The sequence below is a fragment of the Cribrihabitans marinus genome (assembly GCF_900109035.1).
Classification (GTDB): domain Bacteria; phylum Pseudomonadota; class Alphaproteobacteria; order Rhodobacterales; family Rhodobacteraceae; genus Cribrihabitans; species Cribrihabitans marinus.
The window spans coordinates 45,001-65,622 of the sequence record NZ_FNYD01000012.1 but is presented as its reverse complement, the minus strand read 5'-3'; the positions used below and the strand labels follow the sequence as shown (position 1 = coordinate 65,622).

At 67.8% G+C, this 20,622-nt stretch carries 20 protein-coding genes; 4 read left to right on the top strand and 16 right to left on the bottom strand.

Going from position 1 to position 20,622, the window contains the following annotated elements; translation table 11 throughout:
- Window positions 1-9: 9 nt before the first annotated feature.
- Together BMX57_RS17740 and BMX57_RS17735 are read right to left on the bottom strand one after the other, a co-directional pair.
- Complete coding sequence (locus tag BMX57_RS17740) at window positions 10-2,211, bottom strand: serine/threonine protein kinase (protein WP_092370417.1); 2,202 nt, start codon at window positions 2,209-2,211, stop codon at window positions 10-12.
- Between the two features lie 38 nt (window positions 2,212-2,249).
- Window positions 2,250-2,834, bottom strand: a complete 585-nt coding sequence (locus BMX57_RS17735; RefSeq protein WP_092370414.1) for an OmpA family protein — start codon at window positions 2,832-2,834, stop codon at window positions 2,250-2,252.
- A 175-nt stretch (window positions 2,835-3,009) separates the two neighbouring features.
- On the opposite strand from BMX57_RS17735, the gene BMX57_RS17730 reads away from it, so the two are divergent.
- Together BMX57_RS17730 and BMX57_RS17725 are read left to right on the top strand one after the other, a co-directional pair.
- Complete coding sequence (locus tag BMX57_RS17730; protein WP_092370411.1) at window positions 3,010-3,849, top strand: M15 family metallopeptidase; 840 nt, start codon at window positions 3,010-3,012, stop codon at window positions 3,847-3,849.
- Between the two features lie 87 nt (window positions 3,850-3,936).
- Window positions 3,937-4,353 (top strand): VOC family protein, encoded by a 417-nt coding sequence (locus BMX57_RS17725; RefSeq protein ID WP_092370408.1) that lies wholly within the window; start codon window positions 3,937-3,939, stop codon window positions 4,351-4,353.
- Between the two features lie 48 nt (window positions 4,354-4,401).
- Here the strand turns inward: BMX57_RS17725 and BMX57_RS17720 are convergent, their stop codons facing one another.
- The 9 genes from BMX57_RS17720 to hemA form a co-directional block, all read right to left on the bottom strand.
- Complete coding sequence (locus BMX57_RS17720) at window positions 4,402-5,301, bottom strand: FAD:protein FMN transferase (RefSeq protein WP_092370405.1); 900 nt, start codon at window positions 5,299-5,301, stop codon at window positions 4,402-4,404.
- A complete protein-coding gene (locus BMX57_RS17715; RefSeq protein WP_092370402.1) occupies window positions 5,298-5,813 on the bottom strand; it encodes a nitrous oxide reductase accessory protein NosL in 516 nt (171 codons plus the stop codon). Before BMX57_RS17715 ends, BMX57_RS17720 begins: the two co-directional genes overlap by 4 nt.
- Complete coding sequence (locus BMX57_RS17710) at window positions 5,810-6,631, bottom strand: ABC transporter permease (protein WP_092370399.1); 822 nt, start codon at window positions 6,629-6,631, stop codon at window positions 5,810-5,812. Before BMX57_RS17710 ends, BMX57_RS17715 begins: the two co-directional genes overlap by 4 nt.
- Window positions 6,628-7,521: an ABC transporter ATP-binding protein gene (locus BMX57_RS17705; protein WP_092370396.1), complete on the bottom strand. Its 894-nt coding sequence runs from the start codon at window positions 7,519-7,521 to the stop codon at window positions 6,628-6,630. Before BMX57_RS17705 ends, BMX57_RS17710 begins: the two co-directional genes overlap by 4 nt.
- Window positions 7,511-8,767, bottom strand: coding sequence for a nitrous oxide reductase family maturation protein NosD (locus tag BMX57_RS17700; RefSeq protein WP_092370394.1), 1,257 nt, complete (start codon window positions 8,765-8,767; stop codon window positions 7,511-7,513). Before BMX57_RS17700 ends, BMX57_RS17705 begins: the two co-directional genes overlap by 11 nt.
- A 4-nt stretch (window positions 8,768-8,771) precedes the next feature.
- A complete protein-coding gene (gene nosZ, locus BMX57_RS17695; protein WP_092370391.1) occupies window positions 8,772-10,679 on the bottom strand; it encodes a TAT-dependent nitrous-oxide reductase in 1,908 nt (635 codons plus the stop codon).
- 12 nt (window positions 10,680-10,691) lie between these two features.
- Window positions 10,692-12,872, bottom strand: coding sequence for a NosR/NirI family protein (locus tag BMX57_RS17690; RefSeq protein WP_092370388.1), 2,181 nt, complete (start codon window positions 12,870-12,872; stop codon window positions 10,692-10,694).
- A complete protein-coding gene (locus tag BMX57_RS20750) occupies window positions 12,869-13,009 on the bottom strand; it encodes a hypothetical protein (RefSeq protein WP_177175492.1) in 141 nt (46 codons plus the stop codon). Before BMX57_RS20750 ends, BMX57_RS17690 begins: the two co-directional genes overlap by 4 nt.
- A 327-nt stretch (window positions 13,010-13,336) precedes the next feature.
- Entirely contained in the window at window positions 13,337-14,557 is a 1,221-nt protein-coding gene (hemA, locus tag BMX57_RS17685; protein ID WP_092370385.1) for a 5-aminolevulinate synthase, read from the bottom strand.
- A gap of 168 nt (window positions 14,558-14,725) precedes the next feature.
- Between hemA and BMX57_RS17680 the strand changes: the two genes are divergently transcribed.
- Both BMX57_RS17680 and BMX57_RS17675 read left to right on the top strand, forming a co-directional pair.
- Complete coding sequence (locus BMX57_RS17680; protein WP_092370382.1) at window positions 14,726-15,430, top strand: Crp/Fnr family transcriptional regulator; 705 nt, start codon at window positions 14,726-14,728, stop codon at window positions 15,428-15,430.
- Window positions 15,427-15,990: a DUF4202 domain-containing protein gene (locus BMX57_RS17675; protein ID WP_092370379.1), complete on the top strand. Its 564-nt coding sequence runs from the start codon at window positions 15,427-15,429 to the stop codon at window positions 15,988-15,990. Before BMX57_RS17680 ends, BMX57_RS17675 begins: the two co-directional genes overlap by 4 nt.
- Window positions 15,991-16,021: 31 nt before the next feature.
- Here BMX57_RS17675 and BMX57_RS17670 read toward each other — a convergent pair whose 3' ends face one another.
- From BMX57_RS17670 to BMX57_RS17650, 5 genes are all read right to left on the bottom strand, one after another.
- A complete protein-coding gene (locus BMX57_RS17670; protein ID WP_092370376.1) occupies window positions 16,022-16,954 on the bottom strand; it encodes a mechanosensitive ion channel family protein in 933 nt (310 codons plus the stop codon).
- A gap of 88 nt (window positions 16,955-17,042) precedes the next feature.
- Window positions 17,043-17,321 (bottom strand): cytochrome C oxidase subunit IV family protein, encoded by a 279-nt coding sequence (locus tag BMX57_RS17665; protein WP_092370373.1) that lies wholly within the window; start codon window positions 17,319-17,321, stop codon window positions 17,043-17,045.
- A 6-nt stretch (window positions 17,322-17,327) separates the two neighbouring features.
- The gene (locus tag BMX57_RS17660) at window positions 17,328-17,876 is read right to left on the bottom strand and encodes a cytochrome c oxidase subunit 3 (RefSeq protein ID WP_092370370.1); all 549 of its coding nucleotides are present in this window, start codon (window positions 17,874-17,876) and stop codon (window positions 17,328-17,330) included.
- Window positions 17,873-19,795 (bottom strand): nitric oxide reductase activation protein NorD, encoded by a 1,923-nt coding sequence (locus BMX57_RS17655; RefSeq protein ID WP_092370367.1) that lies wholly within the window; start codon window positions 19,793-19,795, stop codon window positions 17,873-17,875. Before BMX57_RS17655 ends, BMX57_RS17660 begins: the two co-directional genes overlap by 4 nt.
- Window positions 19,796-19,804: 9 nt before the next feature.
- Window positions 19,805-20,617 carry a CbbQ/NirQ/NorQ/GpvN family protein gene (locus tag BMX57_RS17650; RefSeq protein WP_425304918.1) on the bottom strand — a complete coding sequence of 271 codons (813 nt, stop codon included), beginning with the start codon at window positions 20,615-20,617 and terminating at the stop codon, window positions 19,805-19,807.
- Window positions 20,618-20,622: the final 5 nt, after the last annotated feature.

Genomic DNA, 20,622 nt, shown 5'->3' with positions numbered 1-20,622 from the left:
GGCGGCGCGTCAGCGGGCCAGAGTAGTCAGGATGCGGCTGTCGAGCGACAGGATGCGGGTCTCTTGCGAGCGGGCGCTGTCGCGCAGCGCCTCGGCATAGCCGCTGGCGGATTCCGTGGTCGGGCGCATCGAGGTGAAGAGCGGCGCGTCGGAATGGATGGCGATGACCTTGCTCTTGCCCAGCGTGCTGTCGTCGACCTGAAAGGCCAGCCCGCCATTCTCGGCGCTTTCCGCGACCGAATAGGCCACCCGGATCGACATCGGCCCCTGGTCGCCGGCGCGGATGCTGGAGATGTCATTCTCCTTGCGCGAGATGTTGGGCAGCAGGTGGAACACGTTGCCGGAGACGTCCAGAACCGAGACCGACAGGTATCCGTTCTGCACGTCGCGCGGCAGCACCACGTCGATCACCGGGTTCTCGCCGACCATGAAATCGCCCGAGGGGTTGACCGCGTTGCCCTTTTCCCCGTTGCGGAACTGGATGCCCACATCGCCGGGCGGGGCCGAGGGCAGGAAGTTCTCGATCAGGCACAGCGTCGGGTTCAGCACGTCGATGTCCAGCTCCAGCGGCCGCCCGCCGGCCAGCCCGGCCAGCGCGCTGCGCAGGGCGGTCAGGCTGGCCTCGGAGGCCAGCGTGCCGGTGACCTCGATCTCGCGATCCGGTCCATAGCCCGAGGGCGGGATGCTGCGCAGCTCCAGTGGGCCGCAATCGGCAACCGCATTCAGCACCGGCCTGAGATCGGCGGAGTCCAGAAAGAGCGGATCGAGCGTGATTTCCGGCGCGCCCTGCAATCCGCCGGGCAGGCCTGCGGCAAAGGCGGCGTTGACCCGGTCATGCACGCCCTCGTCGGTGGTGCGCCCTGTCAGCCGCGCCTCGTTTCCGGTGATCGACAGCCGCCACTCGTCCAGCTGCGACACTGCCTTGACGATGCCGGTCACTCCGTCGCCCCATTCGGGCGAGATGTCGCCTGAGGCCAGCGTGAGGTCGACGCTGCCGTCCTGGTCGGCGAGGATCGAGGCCAGACCGTCGCGGGTCTGTTCCGAGGGGGCGTATCCGGTCACGCGCGGCGGCAGCCCCTCGCGTTTCTCGGCCACCAGAGTGTAGGGCCGCGCTTCGGGGTAGGAGGGGCCGAACAACCCGTCCAGCACGCCGATAAACCAGGCGCCGCCGCCGGCTGCGGCCAGCAGAACCACGGCGATCACGGCGTAGAGCCCGCCGCGCGATCCCGATTGCGCCTTGGCCTTGCCGCGCCCGGCGCCCGGTTTTCCCGCGGCCGGTTTCGGCGCGGCGCTGTCCCTGGTGCCGGCGCCGGGCCGGGGCACGATGACGGTGGCGTCCTCGAGATTGCCGGCATCGGCTGCGGCCGGCGCCGGCGGGGCGGCGGGCCCGCGGCCTGCCAGGGCGGCCAGCACCTCGGTCGTGCTCTGGAACCGGTCGGCGGGATCGGGCGCGCACATGCGGTCGATCACCGATTTCAGCGGCTCGGGCACGCCGGCGGTGTCGAGCGGCTTCTTTTTGTTCTCGACAACCTCCATCGGATTGCGCCCGATCTCGGGCGGGGCGCCGCGGAAACAGGCCAGAAGCAGCGCGCCCAGCGAATAGATGTCGGTGCGGTGGTCGGTCTTGCCCGACATCTGTTCCGGCGCGGCATAGGCGTATTTGCCGGCAAACTCGTTGCCGACGATGGTCTCGGCGCCGGGATTGGTGTCCTTGGCGATGCCGAAATCGATGATCACGGCCTGGGCGGGGTCGCCGTCGCGCAGGATGATGTTGTCGGGGCTGAGGTCCCGATGCACGATGTTTCGGGCATGTGCGGCCTCCAGCCCCTCGCAGACCCGGCGGCAGATGGTCATCAGCGCGTCGGCGGGCATCGGCCCGGCCTTGAGCTTGGCGTCCAGCCCCGGCCCGTCGACGTAATCCATCACCAGGTAGACATGGCCGTCGCCGGTGCGGTTGTTCTCGGAATAGCGCACCACCGCGTCATGGCGGATGTCGCGGATCTCTTCCTCGCGGGTCAGCAGGACCAGATAGTCGTCATTGGACGAAAATTCGGCCTTGAGCACCTTGAGCGCGGCCAGCCGCCCCGAGATCTCGGAGCGGGCGCGATAGACGTCCGACGTACCCCCGCGCCCCAGGATCGCCTCGATCCGATAGGTGTTGTTCACCAGGTCTCCGGGCTGGAACAGGTCCCCGGCGCGGGATGTGGTCATGCGGACCCCTCGGTTGGCCTCGGCTCGGGCGCGCTCACTCAGCCAAGCGCCTGGAACTCGACGCGGCGGTTCTCGTCGGCGCGCGGATCGGTCTCGTTATAGGGCGCGGTCTCGCCCAGGCCGATCGCCTCGAGCCGATCGGCAGGAATGCCGCAATCGCTGACGATGTGGCGCTTGACCTCCTGCGCGCGCAACAGCGACAGGTTCTCGTTGTAGTCGGCCGAGCCGGAACTGTCCGTGTGGCCGATGATCTGGAACACCTGCACGTCAACCGATTGCATCGCCTCGCACAGCGCGGCCAGCTTGGGCTTCTGGTCGGCGCGCAGCGCGGCGCTGTCGAAGTCGAAGCTGATCTGCAGGTTGATCTGATCCTCGCGGGCCACCGCCTGATAGTCGGTTGCGGCGGGTGCCACCGAGGTGGTGTCGGTGCTGGCCGCCGGCTGGTCGCCCGAGGGCACGATGACAAGGCCGCGGGTCTTCTGCTTGTTGAAGGCGTCGGTGATCTCGTCGGTGGTCATTTCGCTGGCCGACTGGGCCTGCGCGCTCTGCATCGCGGCCAGCGCCAGAAGCGCGGGCGCACCGAGCCGGACGATGGGCCGGGCAAGGGTTTTCAGGGTAATCATAGAACTATCCTCAAAGGGTTTCCTCACATTGCATCAGACTAGCCAAGCGCCGCACACCCGACAATGAAGAAGATCACACATTCCGGACATGGCGTGACCGGCAGGCGCGTGACAGGTCCGCAACGGCACCCTAGACTGACGTTCCAGAACGACCGGCACGGAGACACCGACCCCTATGCGCATCCTTCCCGCGATCATCCTTGCGGTGGCCATCCTGCTGGCGCCGGTGCTGTGGTACCTGATCCCCTGGCTGTTCGAGGAGGAGGATTTCAGCGGTCCCGCCATCGACAGCGGCGCGCGCATCGAGATCGAGATGCTGAGCCAGCAGGTCGAGGACCTGCGCAGCCGGCTGGAGCGCATGGCGACCGAGCTGAGCCGGGTGCAGATCGGCGGCGCGCCGATCATCACGCCCGACAGCCTGGACGCCGATTCCTACGGCTATGACAGCTCCAGCCCCAACGAGATCATCGACGCCTATGCCCAGGTGGTGCTGATCGCCAACCGCAAGAAGGTGAACAACGAGCTGCAGATTGCCGGGCCGCGCTTTCTGCGCGAGACCTTCGGCTTGCCGCGCGACGATCTGAGCAACGAGTGCCAGTCGATGACCAACCCGCGGCTGGAATCCAAGCTGAAGCTGGAACAGGTCGGGCCGATCCGGGTGCGGATGCTGCAACCGGCCATCGACAGCCTGCGCACCGTGTTCCAGAACATCGAGCGCACCGATCCCGACCTCTACGCCCGGATCAACACGGCCGGTTCGCTCTGCGTGCGGTTCATCCGCGGCTCGACCTCCTCGGCCTCGACCCATGCCTATGGTTTGGCGGTGGACCTGAACATCGACGGGGTGCTCGATACGCTCGGCGACGGCAAGACCCAGCTGGGCCTGACCATCCTGGCCGACTTCTTCCGCGACGAGGGCTGGGTCTGGGGCGCGGCCTGGGGGCGCGAGGATTCGATGCATTTCGAGGTCAGCCGCAACAAGCTGGAGGAATGGGTCGCCGCCGGTCTGCTCTAGATCGGGGCAGCCGTGCCCCGGTCGGAATTCGGATTTCCGATGAGATCCGGCGCAACGGGAATTCTCCCATGATGACGGAGCCGCCGAATGATCAGCTATGTCACCGTCGGTGCCGACGACATCCCGCGCGCGAAGCGGTTCTATTCCGCGTTCCTGCCGGCGCTCGGCTACGGGTTGGAGGAAGGCCCCGAGGGTCTGAGCTATGCGCTGCCCGAAGGGTCGGATGCGCCTGCGGCTCTGCCCGAGTTCTACGTCAAACCGCCCTTTGACGGGCGCCCGGCATCGGCCGGCAACGGCGCTATGATCGCGTTCCAGGCCCGACGCCAGCAGGAGGTCCGCGCGCTTCACGCGGCCGCGCTGGCCGCCGGCGGCCGCGACGAGGGCGGGCCGGGCTTCCGCGCCGCCTATGGGGCGAATTTCTACGTCGGCTATCTCAGGGATCCGCAGGGCAACAAGATCGCGCTGTTCTCCAGCAACCCCGATGAGCCGGGACGCGACGGGTAGGCCGCGCCCGCGACCGGCATCTTCACCATATAATGAGAATTATGGTAATTAGGCCCGGTATTCCAGCCGTGCACCGGGGAACCGGGCCAGGGCGGCGGCGGCCTGGTCGGGCGCCATCAGGCAGAGCGCGGTGGACAGCCCGTCGGCCAGCGCCGCGTCATCGGCCGAGACGGTGACCACGCCGGCGCGCGGGGTCTCGCCGCGGGGGCCGAGGATATGGCCCAGGCCGTCGCCCAGCTCGGTGCCCATCGGCGCCGAGGTGGCCAGCGCCCGGTCGCGCAGCGTCATCCGGCGCAGGATGGCGCCCTGCGGATCGGTGATGCCCACGGTCCAGTCCGCGCCGTCGCCATGGCCGCCCAGGGCGGCGATCTCGCCCATGTCGATCAGCACGTCGTCCAGCCCGTGGCCGCGCAGCAGCGCCGCGATCCGGTCGGTGATCGCGCCCTGGGCGATGCCGTTGAGGGTCAGCGCCATGCCGGGCCGGTCAAAGGCCACCCGGTCGGCGTCGAAGCGCAGCCCGGACCAGCCCACGACCTGCCGTGCCGCGCGCAGCCCGGCCGCGTCGCGCCCCTGCGCCAGCGCGACCCAGAGCGGCTGCACCGTGGGATCGAAGGCGCCACCCGAGGCCCCGTGCAGGGCCTGCGACAGGCTCAGCACCTCCAGCAGTTCGGGCGCGGGCGCGTCCAGCCGGCCGGCGCGGTTCAGGATGCTGATCTGCGAATCCGGGCGGTAGAGGCTGAAGATCATCTCCAGCCGGTCCAGTTCCGCCTCGATCCCGGCAAAGACCGGCGCGGCGCTCGCCTCGTCCATCCCCTCGATCCTGAGCGAGGCCGGCGCGCCGAGCGCCACGCCCTGCCAGCGGGCGGTGGGCGCGGTTCCGGCCTGCAGCGGCAGGGCCGTCACGGCGGCGGAGATGGTCAGGAAACGGCGGCGGGTCAGGCGGGTCATGCGGGGGTCTCCAGGTCTGCGTCCAGGTCGACGGGGGCCAGCACGGCGTCGTCGGGTATTTCGGTCATCGGCAGGGCGCGGCCGCCATAGGCCCCGATGAAGGACTGCGCGGCCCCGGCGTCGGCGAAGGGCACGATCTCGGGCGCCCCCATGCCGCCCCTGACGCCGGCCTCCACCACATAGATCGCGTTGGCCGCCTCTGTCCAGTTGTCCGGGCCGGGATGGTCCCAGCTGTCCGCGCGGCCCATGTCGCTGACATAGATCGCGGTGATCTCGGCATCGCGCTCGGGGCTTTTGAGATAGGCCAGCATGTCGCGCACCTGCGCGAAGAACAGCGGCTGGGGATGGCCCTTGAGGTGGATCTGCCCCTTGGGGCCGCCATGTTCGGCCACGTTCATCTGGCAGAAATAGCTCAGCGCCGCTTCGGTCAGGGCGGCGGGTGGCGGGGCCTCGGCGACCTCCTCCTTGCAGGCGGCAAGTGCGATCAGCGCGATCAATGCAAGGCGCCTCATGGCTCGACTCTCCGGAACGCCGCGCGGGCCAGCAAGAGCGCCAGCGCCGGCCAGGCCATGAGCGAGGCGGGCGCGGCCCATTGCGGCAGCGCCTGCGCCGCGCCGGTCATGCCCGAGGTCAGCGCCACCGCGTCCGAGCCGGCGATGTTCCAAAGGCGGAAGGCATCGGCGGGGTTGGCGACCATCAGCCAGGGGAACAGGGTGCGGGTGAAAGAGCCGTCGCTGTCCATCACCACCGCGCCCAGAAGGCCCAGGTCGTAGAGCACGACGAAGACCAGCCAGAGCCCGGCCGAGAGCCCTGCGGCGGCGGTATTATCCTTGCTCAGAGCCGAAACCAGGTAGCCAAGGCCGAGGAACACCGCGCCCAGCAGGATCGAGGTGCCGATCAACCGGGCCAGCGCGACCAGGCTGTCGGCCCCCGCGCCGCCGAACCAGGCGGCGACGGCGCCTGCGGTGCCGAAGCCCACGCCCATCGCAAAGGCAAGCGCGGCCAGATGGGCGGCGAACTTGCCCAGCAGGATCTCGCCGCGACCGGCGGGATAGGTCAGCAGCAGGCCCAGGCTGCCACGATCGGCCTCGCCCGAGACGGCATCGAAGGCGATCATCAGCGCCAGCAGCGGCGCGAGATAGACCGAAAGCGTGGTCATCGAGGCGACCGAAACGGTCAGCATGTCGACCCCCAGCGCGCCGGTGGGCGCACTGCCGGCGAAGGTCAGCGCCAGGGCGAAGAGCACCATGATGAGCGTGGCCACCAAGAGCCAGCGGTTGCGGCGCAGGATCAGCATCTCGGCGCTGGCGATGGCAAGGAAGCGGGTCATTGCGCGCCCTCCTTTGCATAGTGTCGGTACAGGTCTTCCAGACGGGGCGGGATCATGTCCAGATCGGCCACCGCATCGCCCATCGCCGCGACCCGGCGCAGCGCGGCCATCTTGCCGGCGGGGGTGCAGGTCAATTCGACCGAGACGCCGTTGACGCGGGTGCCGCCCATGTCGCGGGCCAGCGCCTCGGCGTCAGTCGTGGCGCGCACGCGCAGGCGGATCGGCAGGCCCGCGTGGTCGGAGAGATTGGCCAGCGTGTCGTCGGCCACCTTCACGCCCCGGCGCAGGATGGCGATGCGGTCGGTGCGGGCCTCGACCTCGGTCAGGGCGTGGGACGCGATCAGAACCGCGGTGCCCTGCCCCGCCAGCTCGTCGATGATGGCGTAAAGGTCGTGGCGCGAGATCGGGTCGAGCCCGCTGGTGGGTTCGTCCAGCAGCGCCAGTTTCGGGCGGCCCAACAGCACCTGCGCCAGGCCCAGCCGCTGCCGCATCCCCTTGGAATAGGCGCCGATTCGGCGGTCCATCGCGTCGCCCAGCCCCACCCGGTCCAGCAGCGCGGGAATATCGGCGCGCTGGCCGGCCAGCCGGGCGAAGAGCGCCAGCTGCTCGCGCCCCGTGAGCGCGGGGTGGAAGCTGACGGATTCGGGCAGGAAGGCGGTGGCGCTGCGGGCAGCCCCGCTGCCGGGGGCGGCGCCGGTCACGTCGATGGCCCCGCTCGAAAGCGGCGTCAGGCCCAGAATGCACTTGAACAGGGTCGATTTCCCGGCGCCGTTATGGCCCAGCAGCGCCACGCGCTCGCCGGGCCTCAGGCTCAGGTCGATGTCCTGCAACACGCGGGTGCGCCCACGGTCCTTGCTGACATTGGAGATGGTCAGGGCCTTATCCGTCATGGGGCACCTTTGTCATGGCTGGCGGCTCGGGAGGCCGCATCAGGGGATGGCTGTCGATCACGCCGCCGGGCAGCAGCGCCGGAAAGGCCGATTGCGACCAGCGCACCAGCTGCACCGCCGGAGAGCCCAGCAGCAGCTTGGCCGCCGGCTGCGTCCAGAGCACGTGATCCATGCTGTCATTGGGGCGATAGGGCGCGTCGGCCAGCCCGTCGCCGTCCACGTCGTAGCCGGCGAAATCCGACCAGTAGTTGCCGCGGCCGTCCTCGGACCATTCGTCCCATTTGGTCGAGACGTATTTCACCTGGGTGCGGTTGCCGACGAAAGCGTTGCCGGTGATGCGGTTGTCGGCGGAGCCGGCGGTGAAATGGATGCCGATGCCGCAACGCTCGAACCGATTGCCGGTAAAGACGTTCTTGTTCGAATTGTAGAGGAACGAGCATTTCTCCTGCGCGCCGATCACCACGTTGCCGGTGATCTCGGACCGGTTGGCATAGTTCAGCATCACGCCATGTTCGCGATCATTCAGCGAGACGTTGTCCATCACCTTGACGCGGGTGGAAAACATCATTGCATAGCCCAGGTCGTTGCCAACCGAGACATTGCCCTGCACCAGGGAGTCGTCGGCATACATGTAGTGGACGGCAAAGCGCAGATCTCGGAACGTGTTGTTGGTAAACGTGTTTTTCTTCGACGAGTTGACGAAGATGCCATCGCGGCCCCAGCGGATGTCGTTGCCGTCGACCACCGCACCGGGGGCGTTCCAGACATAGACCCCGTTGCCGCGCCGGTTCATCAGCCGGTCCTGCCGGCCCTCGATCACGTTGCCGCGCACGATGGCGTCATCGGCGCCGTGGATGTCGATGCCGTAGAGATTGCCCTTGAGCGTGTTGCTCTCGATCACCGGGGCGCGGGCGGTCTTGGTCAGCTGGATGCCGCTGTCGATGGTGTCGTGGCTGTCGCCCGATCCGGTCACGGTCAGCCCGCGCACGGTGATGCCGGGGCCGGTGACGGTGATCACGCTGCCCTGCCCGCCGCCGTCGATGGCGGCATGGCCCTGCCCGTCCAGCGTCAGCGGCCGGTCCAGCACCAGGGTTTCGGCATAGGTGCCGGGCGCCAGGCGAAGAGTATCCCCGTCCGCCGCCCGGGATATCGCATCGGCGATGGCCCCCGCTTCGTTGGGCACGCGGATCTCGGCGGCCCAGAGCGGGCCACCGATCACCAGTGCCAGGATCAGGAGCCAGCGCATCGGCTCAGGTTGCCCGCGGTTCCACGAACATCCGGCCGCGCATCTCCATGTGGAGCGCGTGGCAGAACCACTGGCAGTAATACCAGTGCACGCCCGGACGTTCGGCAACGAAGGTGACCGAGGCGGTCGCCTGCGGCCCGATCTCCATCGCCACGCCGAAATTCGACAGGCAGAAGCCGTGGGTCAGGTCGTCGATGTCGTCCAGGTTGGTGACATGGACCGTCACCTCGTCGCCCTGCTTGACCGTGAAGGATTCCAGGCTGAAATTCGGCGCCTGGCTCGACATGTAGACCCGCACCTTGTTGCCGTCGCGGATCACCTGGTCCTGCCAGTCATCCAGATCGACGCCATCGGCCTCGGCTTGCTTGCGCGCGTCCTCCCACATCGGGTCGGCACGGTCCCAGATATTGGCCGGGTTCACGATGTCGCGGCGCACGATGATCGAATCGTGCGGCTCGGCAAAGGTCGGGCCGTCATGCACCACTTCCATCGCGTCGCCGGTGATGTCGATGAGCTGCTCGTTCTCGGGCTTGAGCGGGCCGGTGTTCAGGAACCGGTCCTTCGAGAACTTGTTCATCGAGATCAGCCACTTGCCATCGGCTTCCTTGGTCTCGCCCATCGAGGTCGAGTTGTGGCCGGGCTGGTAATGCACGTCCACCTTTTCCAGGATCGGGTCGACATCGGCACCGCCGAACTGTTCGATTGCCTTGTCGATGTTCCACTTCACCACCTGGCTGTCGAGGAACAGCGTTGTGAACGCGTTGCCCTGACCGTCATAGGCGGTGTGAAGCGGGCCAAGGCCCAGCTGCGGCTCGGCCACGATGGCCGAGCGCGGGTCGGCATCCTCGTTGAACAGCGCGTCCAGCTTGGTGACGTCCATCACCGACACGGTGGGGCTGAGCTTGCCGTTGATGCAGACATGCTTGCCGTCGGGCGCGGTGTTGATGCCGTGGGGCGAGTTGGGGATCGGGATGTAGCGGGTGTATTTCTTGTTCGACCCCTTACGCCCGTCGATCACCTTGACGCCGTTCAGCTCCTGATAGTCGCCGGCCTCGATCCCCGCCTCGATTTCCTTGAGGTTGAAGACCACCACATGATCCAGTTCGTTCTCGGTCATCTCGGCAAGCGTCATGCCCATTTCCGAGTTGTAGGAGGTCGAGAAGGCATAATTGCCCTGGTAGTCGCAGTCGGTGTTGTCGAGGTTGCCCGACACCATCACCTGCCAGGCGATTTCCATCGTGTCGCCGTCGATGGCCGAGAAGATGTTCACATACTTGTCGGGCTCGTCCAGGATCTGCCCGTCATTGACCAGCGGCGCCTCGTGCTCGCCATTGGCAAAGACATAGCCGGTGCGCGGGTATTTCTGCGGACGCAACCCGTGGATGTCATGCGCGTTGGGGATCTCGATGATCTTGTCGCATTTCATCACGTCGCAGCGCACGCGGGCCACGCGGGTGTTGGCCTTGTCGTTCATGAACAGGTAGCGCCCGTCATAGGTGCCATCGGTGAACGACATATGCGGGTGGTGCAAATCGCCGTTATCATAGGTCTCCTTGCCATTGGCGGCCAGGAACGCCTTGGTCTCGGGCAGCAACCCCTCGGTCAGGATCTTCTTGGACTCGTTGGTCTGGCCCCAGCCGGTGGCCGAGCAGCGGTTGAAGACCGGGATCCGCATCAGCTCGCGCATGGACGGCACGCCCAGGATGCGCAGCTCGCCGGTCTGGCCCGAGGACCAGAAGCCGTAATACTCGTCCAGCTCGCCCGGTGCGAGGCTGGCGGTGCCGGCGGCGCTGGCGGGCTTGGCACCCATCATCGACGCGCCGATCCCGGTGCTGGCCAGGACGGCCCCGGTGGCAGTGGCCCCCAAGAGCCCCCTGCGGCTTACGTTGAACTTTCTGTCATGGTCCGACATGTGTTCCTCCTTTCAGGAAACGGTTTGCGGTTTTGCGTTGGGATGCCCGGCGGGCGCATCGCCCAGAGGCATCTTCAGTTCTGCGCGGCCAACCTTGGCGCGGCGCTTGAGCTGGCGGATGACGACCGGGCACTTGGCCTCGGACTGGTAGAGAACCTGGCAATGCAGGCAGTCCACGCATTCGTTCGGGTTGATCTCGCCCGTGGGGTGGATTGCCTGCACCGGACATTCATTGGCGCAGGTCTGGCACGGGTTGCCGCATTCCTTGTAACGGCGCAGCCAGTCGAACATGCGCATCCGCGCGGGGATCGCCAGCGCGCCGCCCAGCGGGCAGATATAGCGGCAATAGAACCGCTCGATGAACAGCCCGATCACCAGAAGGCTGACGGCGAACACGACGAAGGGCCAGTCGCGCACGAATTTCAGGATGATCGCGGTCTTGAACGGCTCGATCTCGGCGTATTTCTCGGCCAGCGGGATCGACACCATGGAAAGGCCGAAAAGCCCAAGGAAGATCATGTATTTCAGCGGCCAGAGGCGCTCGTGCAGGCCCCAGGGCAGGGTCCATTGCGGGATCTTCAGTGCCCGCCCGATGCGGTTGGTCAACTCCTGCAGTGCGCCGAAGGGACACAGCCAGCCGCAATAGGCCCCCCGCCCCCAGAAGAGCAGGGCGGCGGCCACCGCGAACCACTGGATGAAGACCAGCGGATCCATCAGGAACGCGTCCCAGGTGAACCCGCTGCGCAAGCTGCCGGCCAGCGCCATCAGGTTCACCACCGACAGCTGCGCATTGGCATACCAGCCCAGGAACACCAGCGAGGCAGTCAGGAACGACATGCGGAACCAGAAGAACACCCGCGCGTTCATCGTCGCCTGGAACTGGAAGAAGAAGGTCGCGGTCAGCACTGCCAGCATCACGCCCAGCCCGGCGATCTCGACGGTGCGGTCACGCCAGATCCGTTGCCAGAGCGCGGTCTTGGCCGCCGATTCCGCGCTGGCATCGTCCACCACCTGCGGCGCGGCCAGCGGCTTGAGATAGCTTTCGGGCAGGCGGTAATCCAGGTCGAAGGTCAGGAACACCTTTTCCACCGCGCCCACCGCGCGCTGCACCAGCAATTGCAGGCGGAACGGCTCGGCCGGGTCGAACTCGGCCCCGGCGGGGATCTTGAAGAGGTCGAGCTCGGTGAAGCTGGGGCTGTCGGCCGTGGCCAGCGCCCCCAGCCGGCGGTGCTGGCGGTCGAAGAACCGCACCGACCGGTCGCCCTGGATCAGCTGGATCCGGTCGAAGATGCCGCCGCGCACATAGCCCGAGCCCTTGAAGGAATAGGTGCCCCGCCCCAGCACGAGGATCGCGTGCTCGCCGGGTTCCAGCCAGTCGGTCAGGTTGGCATATTCCTGCTCGCCCAGCAGCGAACGACCGATCGCGGGCACCGAGACCAGCGCCATGTGCATGTCGATGAACGTGTCGCCGGGCTGACCCCGCTCGGGCCGGGCGATGGCGCGTTCGTCGCCGGTCTCGGCAAAGGCCGCGTTGACCTGCCCCACATCCAGCGTCAGCCGCCGGATCGAGCCATCGCCCGACAGCGCCGTCCAGTCCCGGACCGTGTCCACGCCCGGGTCCAGCTCGCGCCGCGGCCCGTCCATCTGCACCGGCGACAACCCGCCCAGACCCAGCGCGCGCGCCACCTTGATGCCGCCGCGCACCAGGCTGTCGTCGATCACCATGATGGTGACGGTGGCGCCCGAGATGATGTCGAGGTCATGCGCCTGCCCGCCGCTCTCCACCTCGGCCTTGAGGTCGAGCCCGGCATAGCCCTCGGTCAGCGCGACCATCTTGGAATTGGGAATGCCGATCAGCACGATCGGCTCGGAATGCTTGACCAGCTTCACCCCGGTCAGCACCGCATCGGTGTCGATGGCGGCGACCACGTGGATCGGCTTGCCCGAATAGCCCGTCGTGCCCACGAAATCCGAGGTCAGAAAGGCCCAGGCCACGGTCTCGCCGCCCTTCAGAACCGGGGCCACCGGCACATCCTCGCGGATCGGCCCGAAACCCTCGGCGCCGGGGGCCAGCTCGGCCGGATCGAGATCGGGAAGGAAGCTCGCCAGGCTGTCGGCCCGGGCGCCGGTGGCGCCGGCCAGGCTCAGGACCAGCAGGATCGTCAGTGTTCTTATGGCATGCCAAAGGGTCATGCAGCGTCTCCGGTCAGTCCTGTTTTCGGCGCCGGCACCGCCGGTTCCAGCAGAAGCGCCGGAACGCCGCCCACGGCCCCGGCCACGCGCAGGCAGCGCGCGGCGATTGTATCGATGGCGGGAAGCGGGCGGGTCATGGTCGTGTGGTATCCTCGATTCGCCGGCACCCTAGGCCAGCACTGTGGGTGGGGATTTGATTTGAATCATGTTTTTCCGATTCAACTTTCGCGGGTGCGACCGAGTCGGCGGCCGAAAATGTCTCGCCCCTGTCCTAGGCGCGCAGACCCCCGCCTTCCTTGACTTTGGTCACGCGTGGAATTCAACCGCTCCACCCCCGCCAGGCCTTTCCGGCAAGAGATCGTCGGGACCGCATTTCCTCTTGCCGGAAATACCTCGGAGCGCGAGGCAGAGCCTCGCACCCGCGCGTCAGCGCAGGCGGCGTGCGCCGAAGGCGCGCAATTGGATTACTGTGCGGCCAGGGGCTGGCGGGCGATCTGGCAGCGCTGCCAGAGCGTGCTGAGCGCGCCGACCAGGTGGTCGAGGTCGGCGTCGCCATGCACCGGCGAAGGCGTGATGCGCAGCCGCTCGGTGCCCCTGGGCACAGTGGGATAGTTGATCGGCTGGATGTAGATGCCGAACTCCTCCATCAGCGTGTCCGAGATGAACTTGCACTTGACCGGGCAGCCGACCATCACCGGGATGATATGGCTGGGATTGTCCAGATGCGGGATGCCTTCCGCATCCAGCCGCGCACGCAGCTCGGCCACCCGCGCCTGCTGTGCCGCGCGCTCCACGCCCGACCGCTTGAGATGCCGCACCGAGGCCGCGGCGCCCGCCGCCACCGAGGGCGGCAAGGCGGTGGTGAAGATGAACCCGCTGGCAAAGCTGCGCACGAAATCGCAGAGCGCGGACGAGGCGGCGATATAGCCGCCGACCACGCCGAAGGCCTTGCCCAGCGTACCCTCGATCACCGTCAGCCGGTGCATCAGCCCGCGCGCCTCGGCGATGCCGCCGCCGCGCGGCCCATAGAGGCCCACTGCATGCACCTCGTCGAGATAGGTCATCGCGCCGTATCTGTCTGCCAGGTCGCAGATGCCTTCGATCGGCGCGATGTCGCCATCCATGGAATAGACCGATTCGAAGGCGATCAGCTTGGGCGCATCCGCGTCGGCGGCGGCCAGTTTCGCCTCCAGGTCGGCGAGGTCGTTGTGCTTCCAGATCACCTTCTGCGCGCGGGACTGGCGGATGCCCTCGATCATCGAGGCGTGGTTGAGGCTGTCGGAGAACACGATGCAGCCGGGGATCCTGGCCGCCAGCGTCCCCAGCGCCGCCCAGTTCGAGACATAGCCCGAGGTGAACAGCAGCGCCGCCTCCTTACCGTGAAGATCGGCCAGTTCGGCCTCCAGCAACACGTGGTCATGGGTGGTGCCCGAGATGTTGCGCGTGCCCCCTGCCCCGGCCCCGCAGCGGTCGAGCGCGTCATGCATCGCCGCCAGCACGTCGGGATGCTGGCCCATGCCGAGATAGTCGTTCGAACACCACACCGTCACCCGCTCGGGCCCGCAGCCGTGGTTGCGCGCGGCCGGAAACGCCCCGCGGTCGCGCGCCAGCTCGGCGAAGACCCGGTAATTGCCTTCCGACTTCAGCGCCTCGAGCGACGTTTGGAAATACGCTTCGTACTGCATGGCCGTCTCCCGCTTTCCTCTGCTTGCCGTACAGGGTAGAAGCCCGGGCGCGGCTGTTACATGACAATTGTCAAGCCGGGCGCGGACCAGCGCCGGTCGTCGAAATTCGCGGATGCGCGGGGACGGGTCTTGCCCTAGCGTGGGCGCAGGCGGAAACGGGAGGCAGGATTGCTCGACGAAAAGCATCGCAACGTGGCACGCAACGCGCTGTTGATCCGCAGCCTGCCCGAACGGCATGTGGACGAGCTCCTGGGCCAGGCGCATTGGCGCAGCTATGACCGCGGCGAAACGCTGTTCCTGCAGGAGGAAACCGCCAACGCGATCCATGTGGTCCTCGACGGCTGGGTCAAGCTCTACCGCATCGCCCCCACCGGGGCCGAGGCGGTCGTCAGCGTGTTCACCCGCGGCGAGAGCTTCGGCGAGGCGGTGGCCCTCAAGCAGATGCCCTACCCGGTCTCGGCCGAGGCGGTGACCCCCTGCGAGATCATGCACATCCCGTCCCAGGTGCTGGTGTCGCTTATGCGCAAGGATCCCGATATCGGCGTGTCGATCCTGGCCGCGACCTTCAGCCACCTGCATTCGTTGGTGTCGCAGCTGGAACAGCTCAAGGCCCAGACCGGGGCGCAGCGGGTGGCGGGGTTTCTGCTGGGTCTGTGCCAAGAGGAGGAGGGTGGCTGCGAGGTGACGCTGCCCTATGACAAGATGCTGATCGCCGGCCGTCTGGGCATGAAGCCCGAGAGCCTGAGCCGGGCCTTCTCGCGCCTCAAGAGCGCCGGTGTGAAGGTGCAGCGCAACCACGCGGTGATCGACGACATCCCCACGCTGCGCGACTATGCCGACAGCGACCCCGCCGACAGCTGGAGCAAGCCATGACCGACCGCACGCAGCAGGTGATCGACGCCATCGACGCGGCCAACCGCGCCGATCCGCGCCGCGACGAGGGCCAGCCGGAGGCGCTGCTCTACGGCCAGCGCATGAGCGCCGAGCTTGAGCGGCTGATGCCCGAGGCGGATGCGCTGCTGCGGATCGCCGCGCGCGGACAGCATGTGGAACGCTGGATCCTGCCCCGCGCCGACTATCCGCAGGGGCGCGCGGGCTACCTGACCTGGCGCCGCGACCTGGCCGCGCATCATGCCACGCGCGTGGGCGGGTTCATGGAAGAGGCCGGATTCGGCGCCGGGGAGATCGCGACCGTGGGCCGGATGCTGCGCAAGGAAGGCATCAAGCGCGACCCGCAGGTCCAGGCGCTAGAGGACGTGATCTGTTTCGTCTTCCTCAAGTGGTATTTCGCGCCCTTTGCCGAGAAGCACGAGGCCGACAAGATCGCGCGCATCGTCGAGAAGACCGCGCACAAGATGTCGGCCCCGGCGCGGGCGCGGGTGCTGGAGGAGTTCGACCTGCCCGAGGACCTGGCGGCGGCGTTCCGCGCCTGATCCCCGTCCCTGCCCGCGCCGCGAGCGCGCATCACTCGGCGGCGACAGAGCCCTCGCCATCCGAGACCAGGCGCACCGCCGGCGTGTCGTGCACCAGCGTGCGGGTCGGGAACGGGATCGGCACGCCGGCCGCGTCCAGCGCCTCCTTGACCTGGCGTTTCATGTCGGCCTGATACTGGAAGTAGTCCTCGGCCGAACACCACACGCGCACCAGGAAATCGACGCTGCTGTCGTTCAGGTTGTTCACCTGGATGAAGGGTTCGGGGTCGGTATGCGAGCGCTCGTCCGCCATGATCGTCTCGCGGATCACCCGTTCGGCCTCGGCCAGGTTGGCGCCGTATCCGACGCCGAATTCCCATTCCGCGCGGCGTGTCGGGTATTCGGAATAGTTCTCGATCGTGTTGCCCCAGACCTCGGAATTGGGAACGATCACCTTGACGTTGCCCAGGTTGGCCATCTCGGTGTAGTTGAGCGTGATGTCCTTGACGGTACCCATCACGCCGTTCACCGCGACGAAATCACCGATCTTGAGCGGGCGGAACAGGATGATCATCACCCCGGCCGCGACATTGGACAGGGTGCCCTGCAGCGCCAGGCCGATGGCCAGGCCGGCGGCACCGATCACCGCGACGATCGAGGTAGTCTGCACCCCGAACGTGTTGAGCACGAAAAGCGCGGTGAAGGCCAGGACCGTGTAGCGCGCGATGTTGCTGAGGAAGGTGAACAGGGTCTGGTCCAGCCGCTTGTGGCGGTCCGACAGCGCCCGGATCCGGCGGCCGATAAACCCCGCGACGATGAAGCCTAAGAGGATGATGGCCGCCGCCGCCAGCACGTTGCCGGCCAGGCCCAGAAGCGCCTCGAATGTGAGCAGGTCACCGAGCGCCTTGCCGTTGTAAATCTCGGTGGTCAGCAACTGGTCGATCCAGCCGCCGGCCGTGTCGGTGATCTTGTCGAGTTCCTCCATGATGTCCCTTCCTGATTTCAGACGCAATTTTGACCCCAACGCGGGGCCTGCGCATCAGGTTCCGGACCGATTTCGCCGCGGTTGCCGGTCAGACGAGGTAGAGCACGAGGATGAGCGCGCCGGCCGCGACGATTGCGGCGGTGAACCCCGCCAGCAGGCGCGGGGCGCGGTCGAGTTCCAGGTAGCGCGCCAGGATGACCCGCGCCTTGAGCAGCGCCAGCAGCAGCACCAGCGCGCCGGTGAGCCGGGCCGGCAGCCCCGCCAGGGTCAGCGCGGTCGTGGCCAGGCTGAGCGCCACCAGCCCGGCCCAGGCGCGGGTGAGCGGGTCGGGATTTGAGTATTTGGAAAAAGGTGAACTGCGGGTCATGGCGCCCTATCCCAGCAGGTAGATGACCGGAAAGAGCAGCACCCAGACCAGGTCGACCATGTGCCAGAACTGCGCGCTGGCCTGGATGTTCGGCACCGCGTCGCGCCAGGCCACCAGCAGCAGAAGCGCCACGCCGGCGGCGACGTGGGCGGCGTGGAACCCGGTGAGCAGGTAGTAGAAGGTGAAGAAGGGATGCGTGTCCCAGGCGATGCCCTGGGCCGCCTTGCCGGCATATTCGGCGCCCTTGATGACCAGGAACACCACCCCCAGCGCGGCGGCGGCGATCAGCGCCAGCCGGGCGGGGCGGCGCCGGTCGGTCTGGCGCCAATGCAGCGCCTTTGCGGCCAGAAAGCCCGAGGAGATCAGCACTACGGTGTTGAGCGCGGCGCCGGTGCGGTAGAGATGGGATTGCGCCTCGGCAAAGCCCGCGGGGTCGGTCAGGCGCACGCCCATGAAGGCCACCAGCCCGGCGCCGAAGACCAGCAGCTCGCTGACGATCAGCACCCAGATCAGCAGCTCTCCGGGCAGCTCGTCGATCAGGCTGGCGTCGCTCACGCGCCCACCAGCTGCCGATAGATCTGCGGCAGCGCCAGGGTCAGGCGGGCGGGGTCGGGGATAACGGCAAAACCGCCCTGCCCAAACAGGCGCGGGAACCAGCTTTTGGCGGATTTGTCGATGGTCACGCCGAACACCGACTGGCCCAGCCGCCGCGCCTCGCGCACCGCCATATGGGTGTCCTCGATGCCGTGGCGGCCCTCGTAATGGTCCAGATCGTTGGGCTTGCCGTCGGTGATGACCAGGAGCAGCCGGCGCTTGCGGGTCTGCAGCGCCAGATCGGCTGAGGCGTGGCGGATGGCGGCGCCCAGCCTGGTGTAGAAGCCGGGCCGCAGCGAGGCGATGCGCGCCTCGGGCACCGGGCCCATCGGCTCGTCGAAGCCCTTGCAGCGCTGGATATAGACGCGGTGGCGTTTCAGCGACGAGAAGGCGTGGATGGCGAACTCGTCGCCGCAGGCATCCAGCCCCCAGGCCAGCGCCGCCAGCGCCTCGCGCTCGATGTCGATCACCGCGCGCCCAGTGACCGCGCTTTCGGTCGAGCGGCTGACATCCAGCAGGATCGACACGGCGAGATCGCGGGCGACCGGGCGCGACTGCATCCAGACGCGCTCGTTGCCCTCGCCGGCGGCGCGGCGGTCGGTCTCGGCGCGCACCGCGGCCTCGATATCCAGCGCGTCCCCGTCCAGATGCCCGCGGGTCATTACCCGGCCCGGGCGCAGCGCCTCGAACTGGCGTTTCACCGCCCTTATGCGCCGCGCGGTGGCGGGGTCGTGGATGAAGGCCTCGGCGCCGTCACGGATCTCGGCCTGCGAGGTCAACACATTCACGTGGTCGGCCAGGTATTGCCCGCTGCGCACGTCCCATTCGGGGTAGAGGATGCGGCCCGAGGCGCGCTCGCGGTCGACATCCTCTGGCGCGAGATCGAGATGCAGCTTGAGCCGCGTGGGCGGCGCCTTGGAGATCTGGCCCAGCCCGATCTCGTCCTGGTCGTCGGCGGCCTTCTTGGCGTTGTCGGGGTCGTCATCATCGACCCGGCGGTTGAGGTTGAGGAACTCGGCCCAGCTGAGAATCGCCTCGAACTTGTGCAGGATGAAACTGTCGTTGCGCTCGGCCTGCTCGGACTTGCGGCGGCGTGCGCGGTGGGTCTTCTCGCTCGATTCCTCGGGCGCCCCCTCGGTGTCGCGGCTTTCGGCCTCGTGGCCCTGCGAGAACGCCACGGCGCGCAGCTCGGGCCAGAGCGGCACCGGGCGGAACGGCTGATAGCCGCGCGGCGCGGTCAACTCGTCGGGCCGCGCGCGCAGGCGCTCGGCCGCAGGCGGCAGCGGTGCGGGATCGCCCAGCATGTGCCGGATCAGCGCCTCGACCGCGGCCTCGTCGGGCGGCAGGCTCGGGGTGGCGCGCTGGTGCAGCAGCCCGTCGCAGAGTGCAGCATAGAGCGGCGCCAGACCCGGCGCGGCGTCCAGCGTGGCCCCGACCATCGTCTGCGCCGCCGCCAGCGCGCGCAGGTCGGCGCGCAGCGGATCGTCGTCGTCCACCCGCGTGCCGGCAAAGGCGGCGCAGGCGGCCAGCCAGACATAGGCCGCGCCATTGGCCTCGCGCACGGGATAGATCGCCAGCCGCTCGGGCAGGCGCAGCACCTCGCCGTCGAAACTGGCGCGCGGTGCCAGCTCGACCTCGGTGCCCAGCCGCCGCCGCCAGCTCAGGCGGTGGCGCGAGACCTCGGGGGATACGGCGCGCAGCTCGACGCCCGCCTTGCCCCCGAGGCCCCGGAAAAGAACTGCCAGCCGCCCCACGACCTCGGAGAGGTCGACCGCGGCTCCCTCATGCGCGCGTGGCGCATCCAGGCGGCTGGCAAACGCGTGCCACAGTTTCCCGACACTTTCTTCGGGTTCCCATGGTTCGAATTCGATCCTGCCCATCGGCCGGCCTCACCCAAAGATGGCCGCGACAAGATCGAGGAGCCCGCGTTTGGTGTCCTCGTCGTCGGTAAGCGGTTCGACCATCGCCGCAAGAATGGCGCGGTCGGTTGACATGCCCTGCGCGATCAGCGTCGCGGCATAGACGACAAGGCGGGTCGAGACACCCTCTTCCAGGTCCTGACCCTTGAGCGCGCGCAGCTTGCCCGCCAGCCGCACCAGTGCGGCGCAGCGGTCGGGGTCGAGCCCGCTTTCCTGCGCCACCACGCGGGTTTCCAGCCCGGGCGCGGGAAAGTCGAATTCCAGGCTGACGAACCGTTGCCGGGTCGAGGGTTTCAGGGTCTTGAGGATGTTCTGGTAGCCGGGGTTGTAGCTGGCCACCAGCATGAAGCCGGGCGCGGCCTCCAGCTCTTCGCCGGTGCGGTCGATGGGCAGGATGCGGCGGTCGTCGGTCAGCGGGTGCAGCACCACGGTCACGTCCTTGCGCGCCTCGACCACCTCGTCGAGATAGCAGATCGCGCCCTCGCGCACCGCCCGGGTCAGCGGCCCGTCGACCCAGACCGTCTCGCCGCCTTTGAGCAGATATCGCCCGATCAGGTCGGCCGCGCTGAGGTCGTCATGACAGGCCACAGTATAGAGCGGGCGGCCCAGCTGCGCGGCCATATGGGTCACGAAGCGGGTCTTGCCGCAGCCGGTCGGCCCCTTGAGAAGGACCGGCAGGCGGTTGGTATAGGCGGCGGCGAAGACGTCGATCTCGTCGTCCTGGGGCAGGTAGAAGGGGGCGTCTGCCGCCCCCAACTCCTGTTCTGAGGGGTTGATGTTCATCGAAC

Bases quoted from the DNA above. Each gene is read 5' to 3' on its own strand.
- BMX57_RS17650 (WP_425304918.1), bottom strand. From the start codon at position 20,617: ATGAACATCAACCCCTCAGAACAGGAGTTGGGGGCGGCAGACGCCCCC.
- BMX57_RS17670 (WP_092370376.1), bottom strand. From the start codon at position 16,954: ATGGAGGAACTCGACAAGATCACCGACACGGCCGGCGGCTGGATCGAC.
- BMX57_RS17710 (WP_092370399.1), bottom strand. From the start codon at position 6,631: ATGACCCGCTTCCTTGCCATCGCCAGCGCCGAGATGCTGATCCTGCGC.
- BMX57_RS17690 (WP_092370388.1), bottom strand. From the start codon at position 12,872: ATGACCCTTTGGCATGCCATAAGAACACTGACGATCCTGCTGGTCCTG.
- nosZ (WP_092370391.1), bottom strand. From the start codon at position 10,679: ATGTCGGACCATGACAGAAAGTTCAACGTAAGCCGCAGGGGGCTCTTG.
- BMX57_RS17655 (WP_092370367.1), bottom strand. From the start codon at position 19,795: ATGGGCAGGATCGAATTCGAACCATGGGAACCCGAAGAAAGTGTCGGG.
- BMX57_RS17730 (WP_092370411.1), top strand. From the start codon at position 3,010: ATGCGCATCCTTCCCGCGATCATCCTTGCGGTGGCCATCCTGCTGGCG.
- BMX57_RS17665 (WP_092370373.1), bottom strand. From the start codon at position 17,321: ATGACCCGCAGTTCACCTTTTTCCAAATACTCAAATCCCGACCCGCTC.
- BMX57_RS17735 (WP_092370414.1), bottom strand. From the start codon at position 2,834: ATGATTACCCTGAAAACCCTTGCCCGGCCCATCGTCCGGCTCGGTGCG.
- BMX57_RS17720 (WP_092370405.1), bottom strand. From the start codon at position 5,301: ATGACCCGCCTGACCCGCCGCCGTTTCCTGACCATCTCCGCCGCCGTG.
- BMX57_RS17705 (WP_092370396.1), bottom strand. From the start codon at position 7,521: ATGACGGATAAGGCCCTGACCATCTCCAATGTCAGCAAGGACCGTGGG.
- BMX57_RS17675 (WP_092370379.1), top strand. From the start codon at position 15,427: ATGACCGACCGCACGCAGCAGGTGATCGACGCCATCGACGCGGCCAAC.
- BMX57_RS17740 (WP_092370417.1), bottom strand. From the start codon at position 2,211: ATGACCACATCCCGCGCCGGGGACCTGTTCCAGCCCGGAGACCTGGTG.
- BMX57_RS20750 (WP_177175492.1), bottom strand. From the start codon at position 13,009: ATGACCCGCCCGCTTCCCGCCATCGATACAATCGCCGCGCGCTGCCTG.
- BMX57_RS17715 (WP_092370402.1), bottom strand. From the start codon at position 5,813: ATGAGGCGCCTTGCATTGATCGCGCTGATCGCACTTGCCGCCTGCAAG.
- BMX57_RS17725 (WP_092370408.1), top strand. From the start codon at position 3,937: ATGATCAGCTATGTCACCGTCGGTGCCGACGACATCCCGCGCGCGAAG.
- hemA (WP_092370385.1), bottom strand. From the start codon at position 14,557: ATGCAGTACGAAGCGTATTTCCAAACGTCGCTCGAGGCGCTGAAGTCG.
- BMX57_RS17700 (WP_092370394.1), bottom strand. From the start codon at position 8,767: ATGCGCTGGCTCCTGATCCTGGCACTGGTGATCGGTGGCCCGCTCTGG.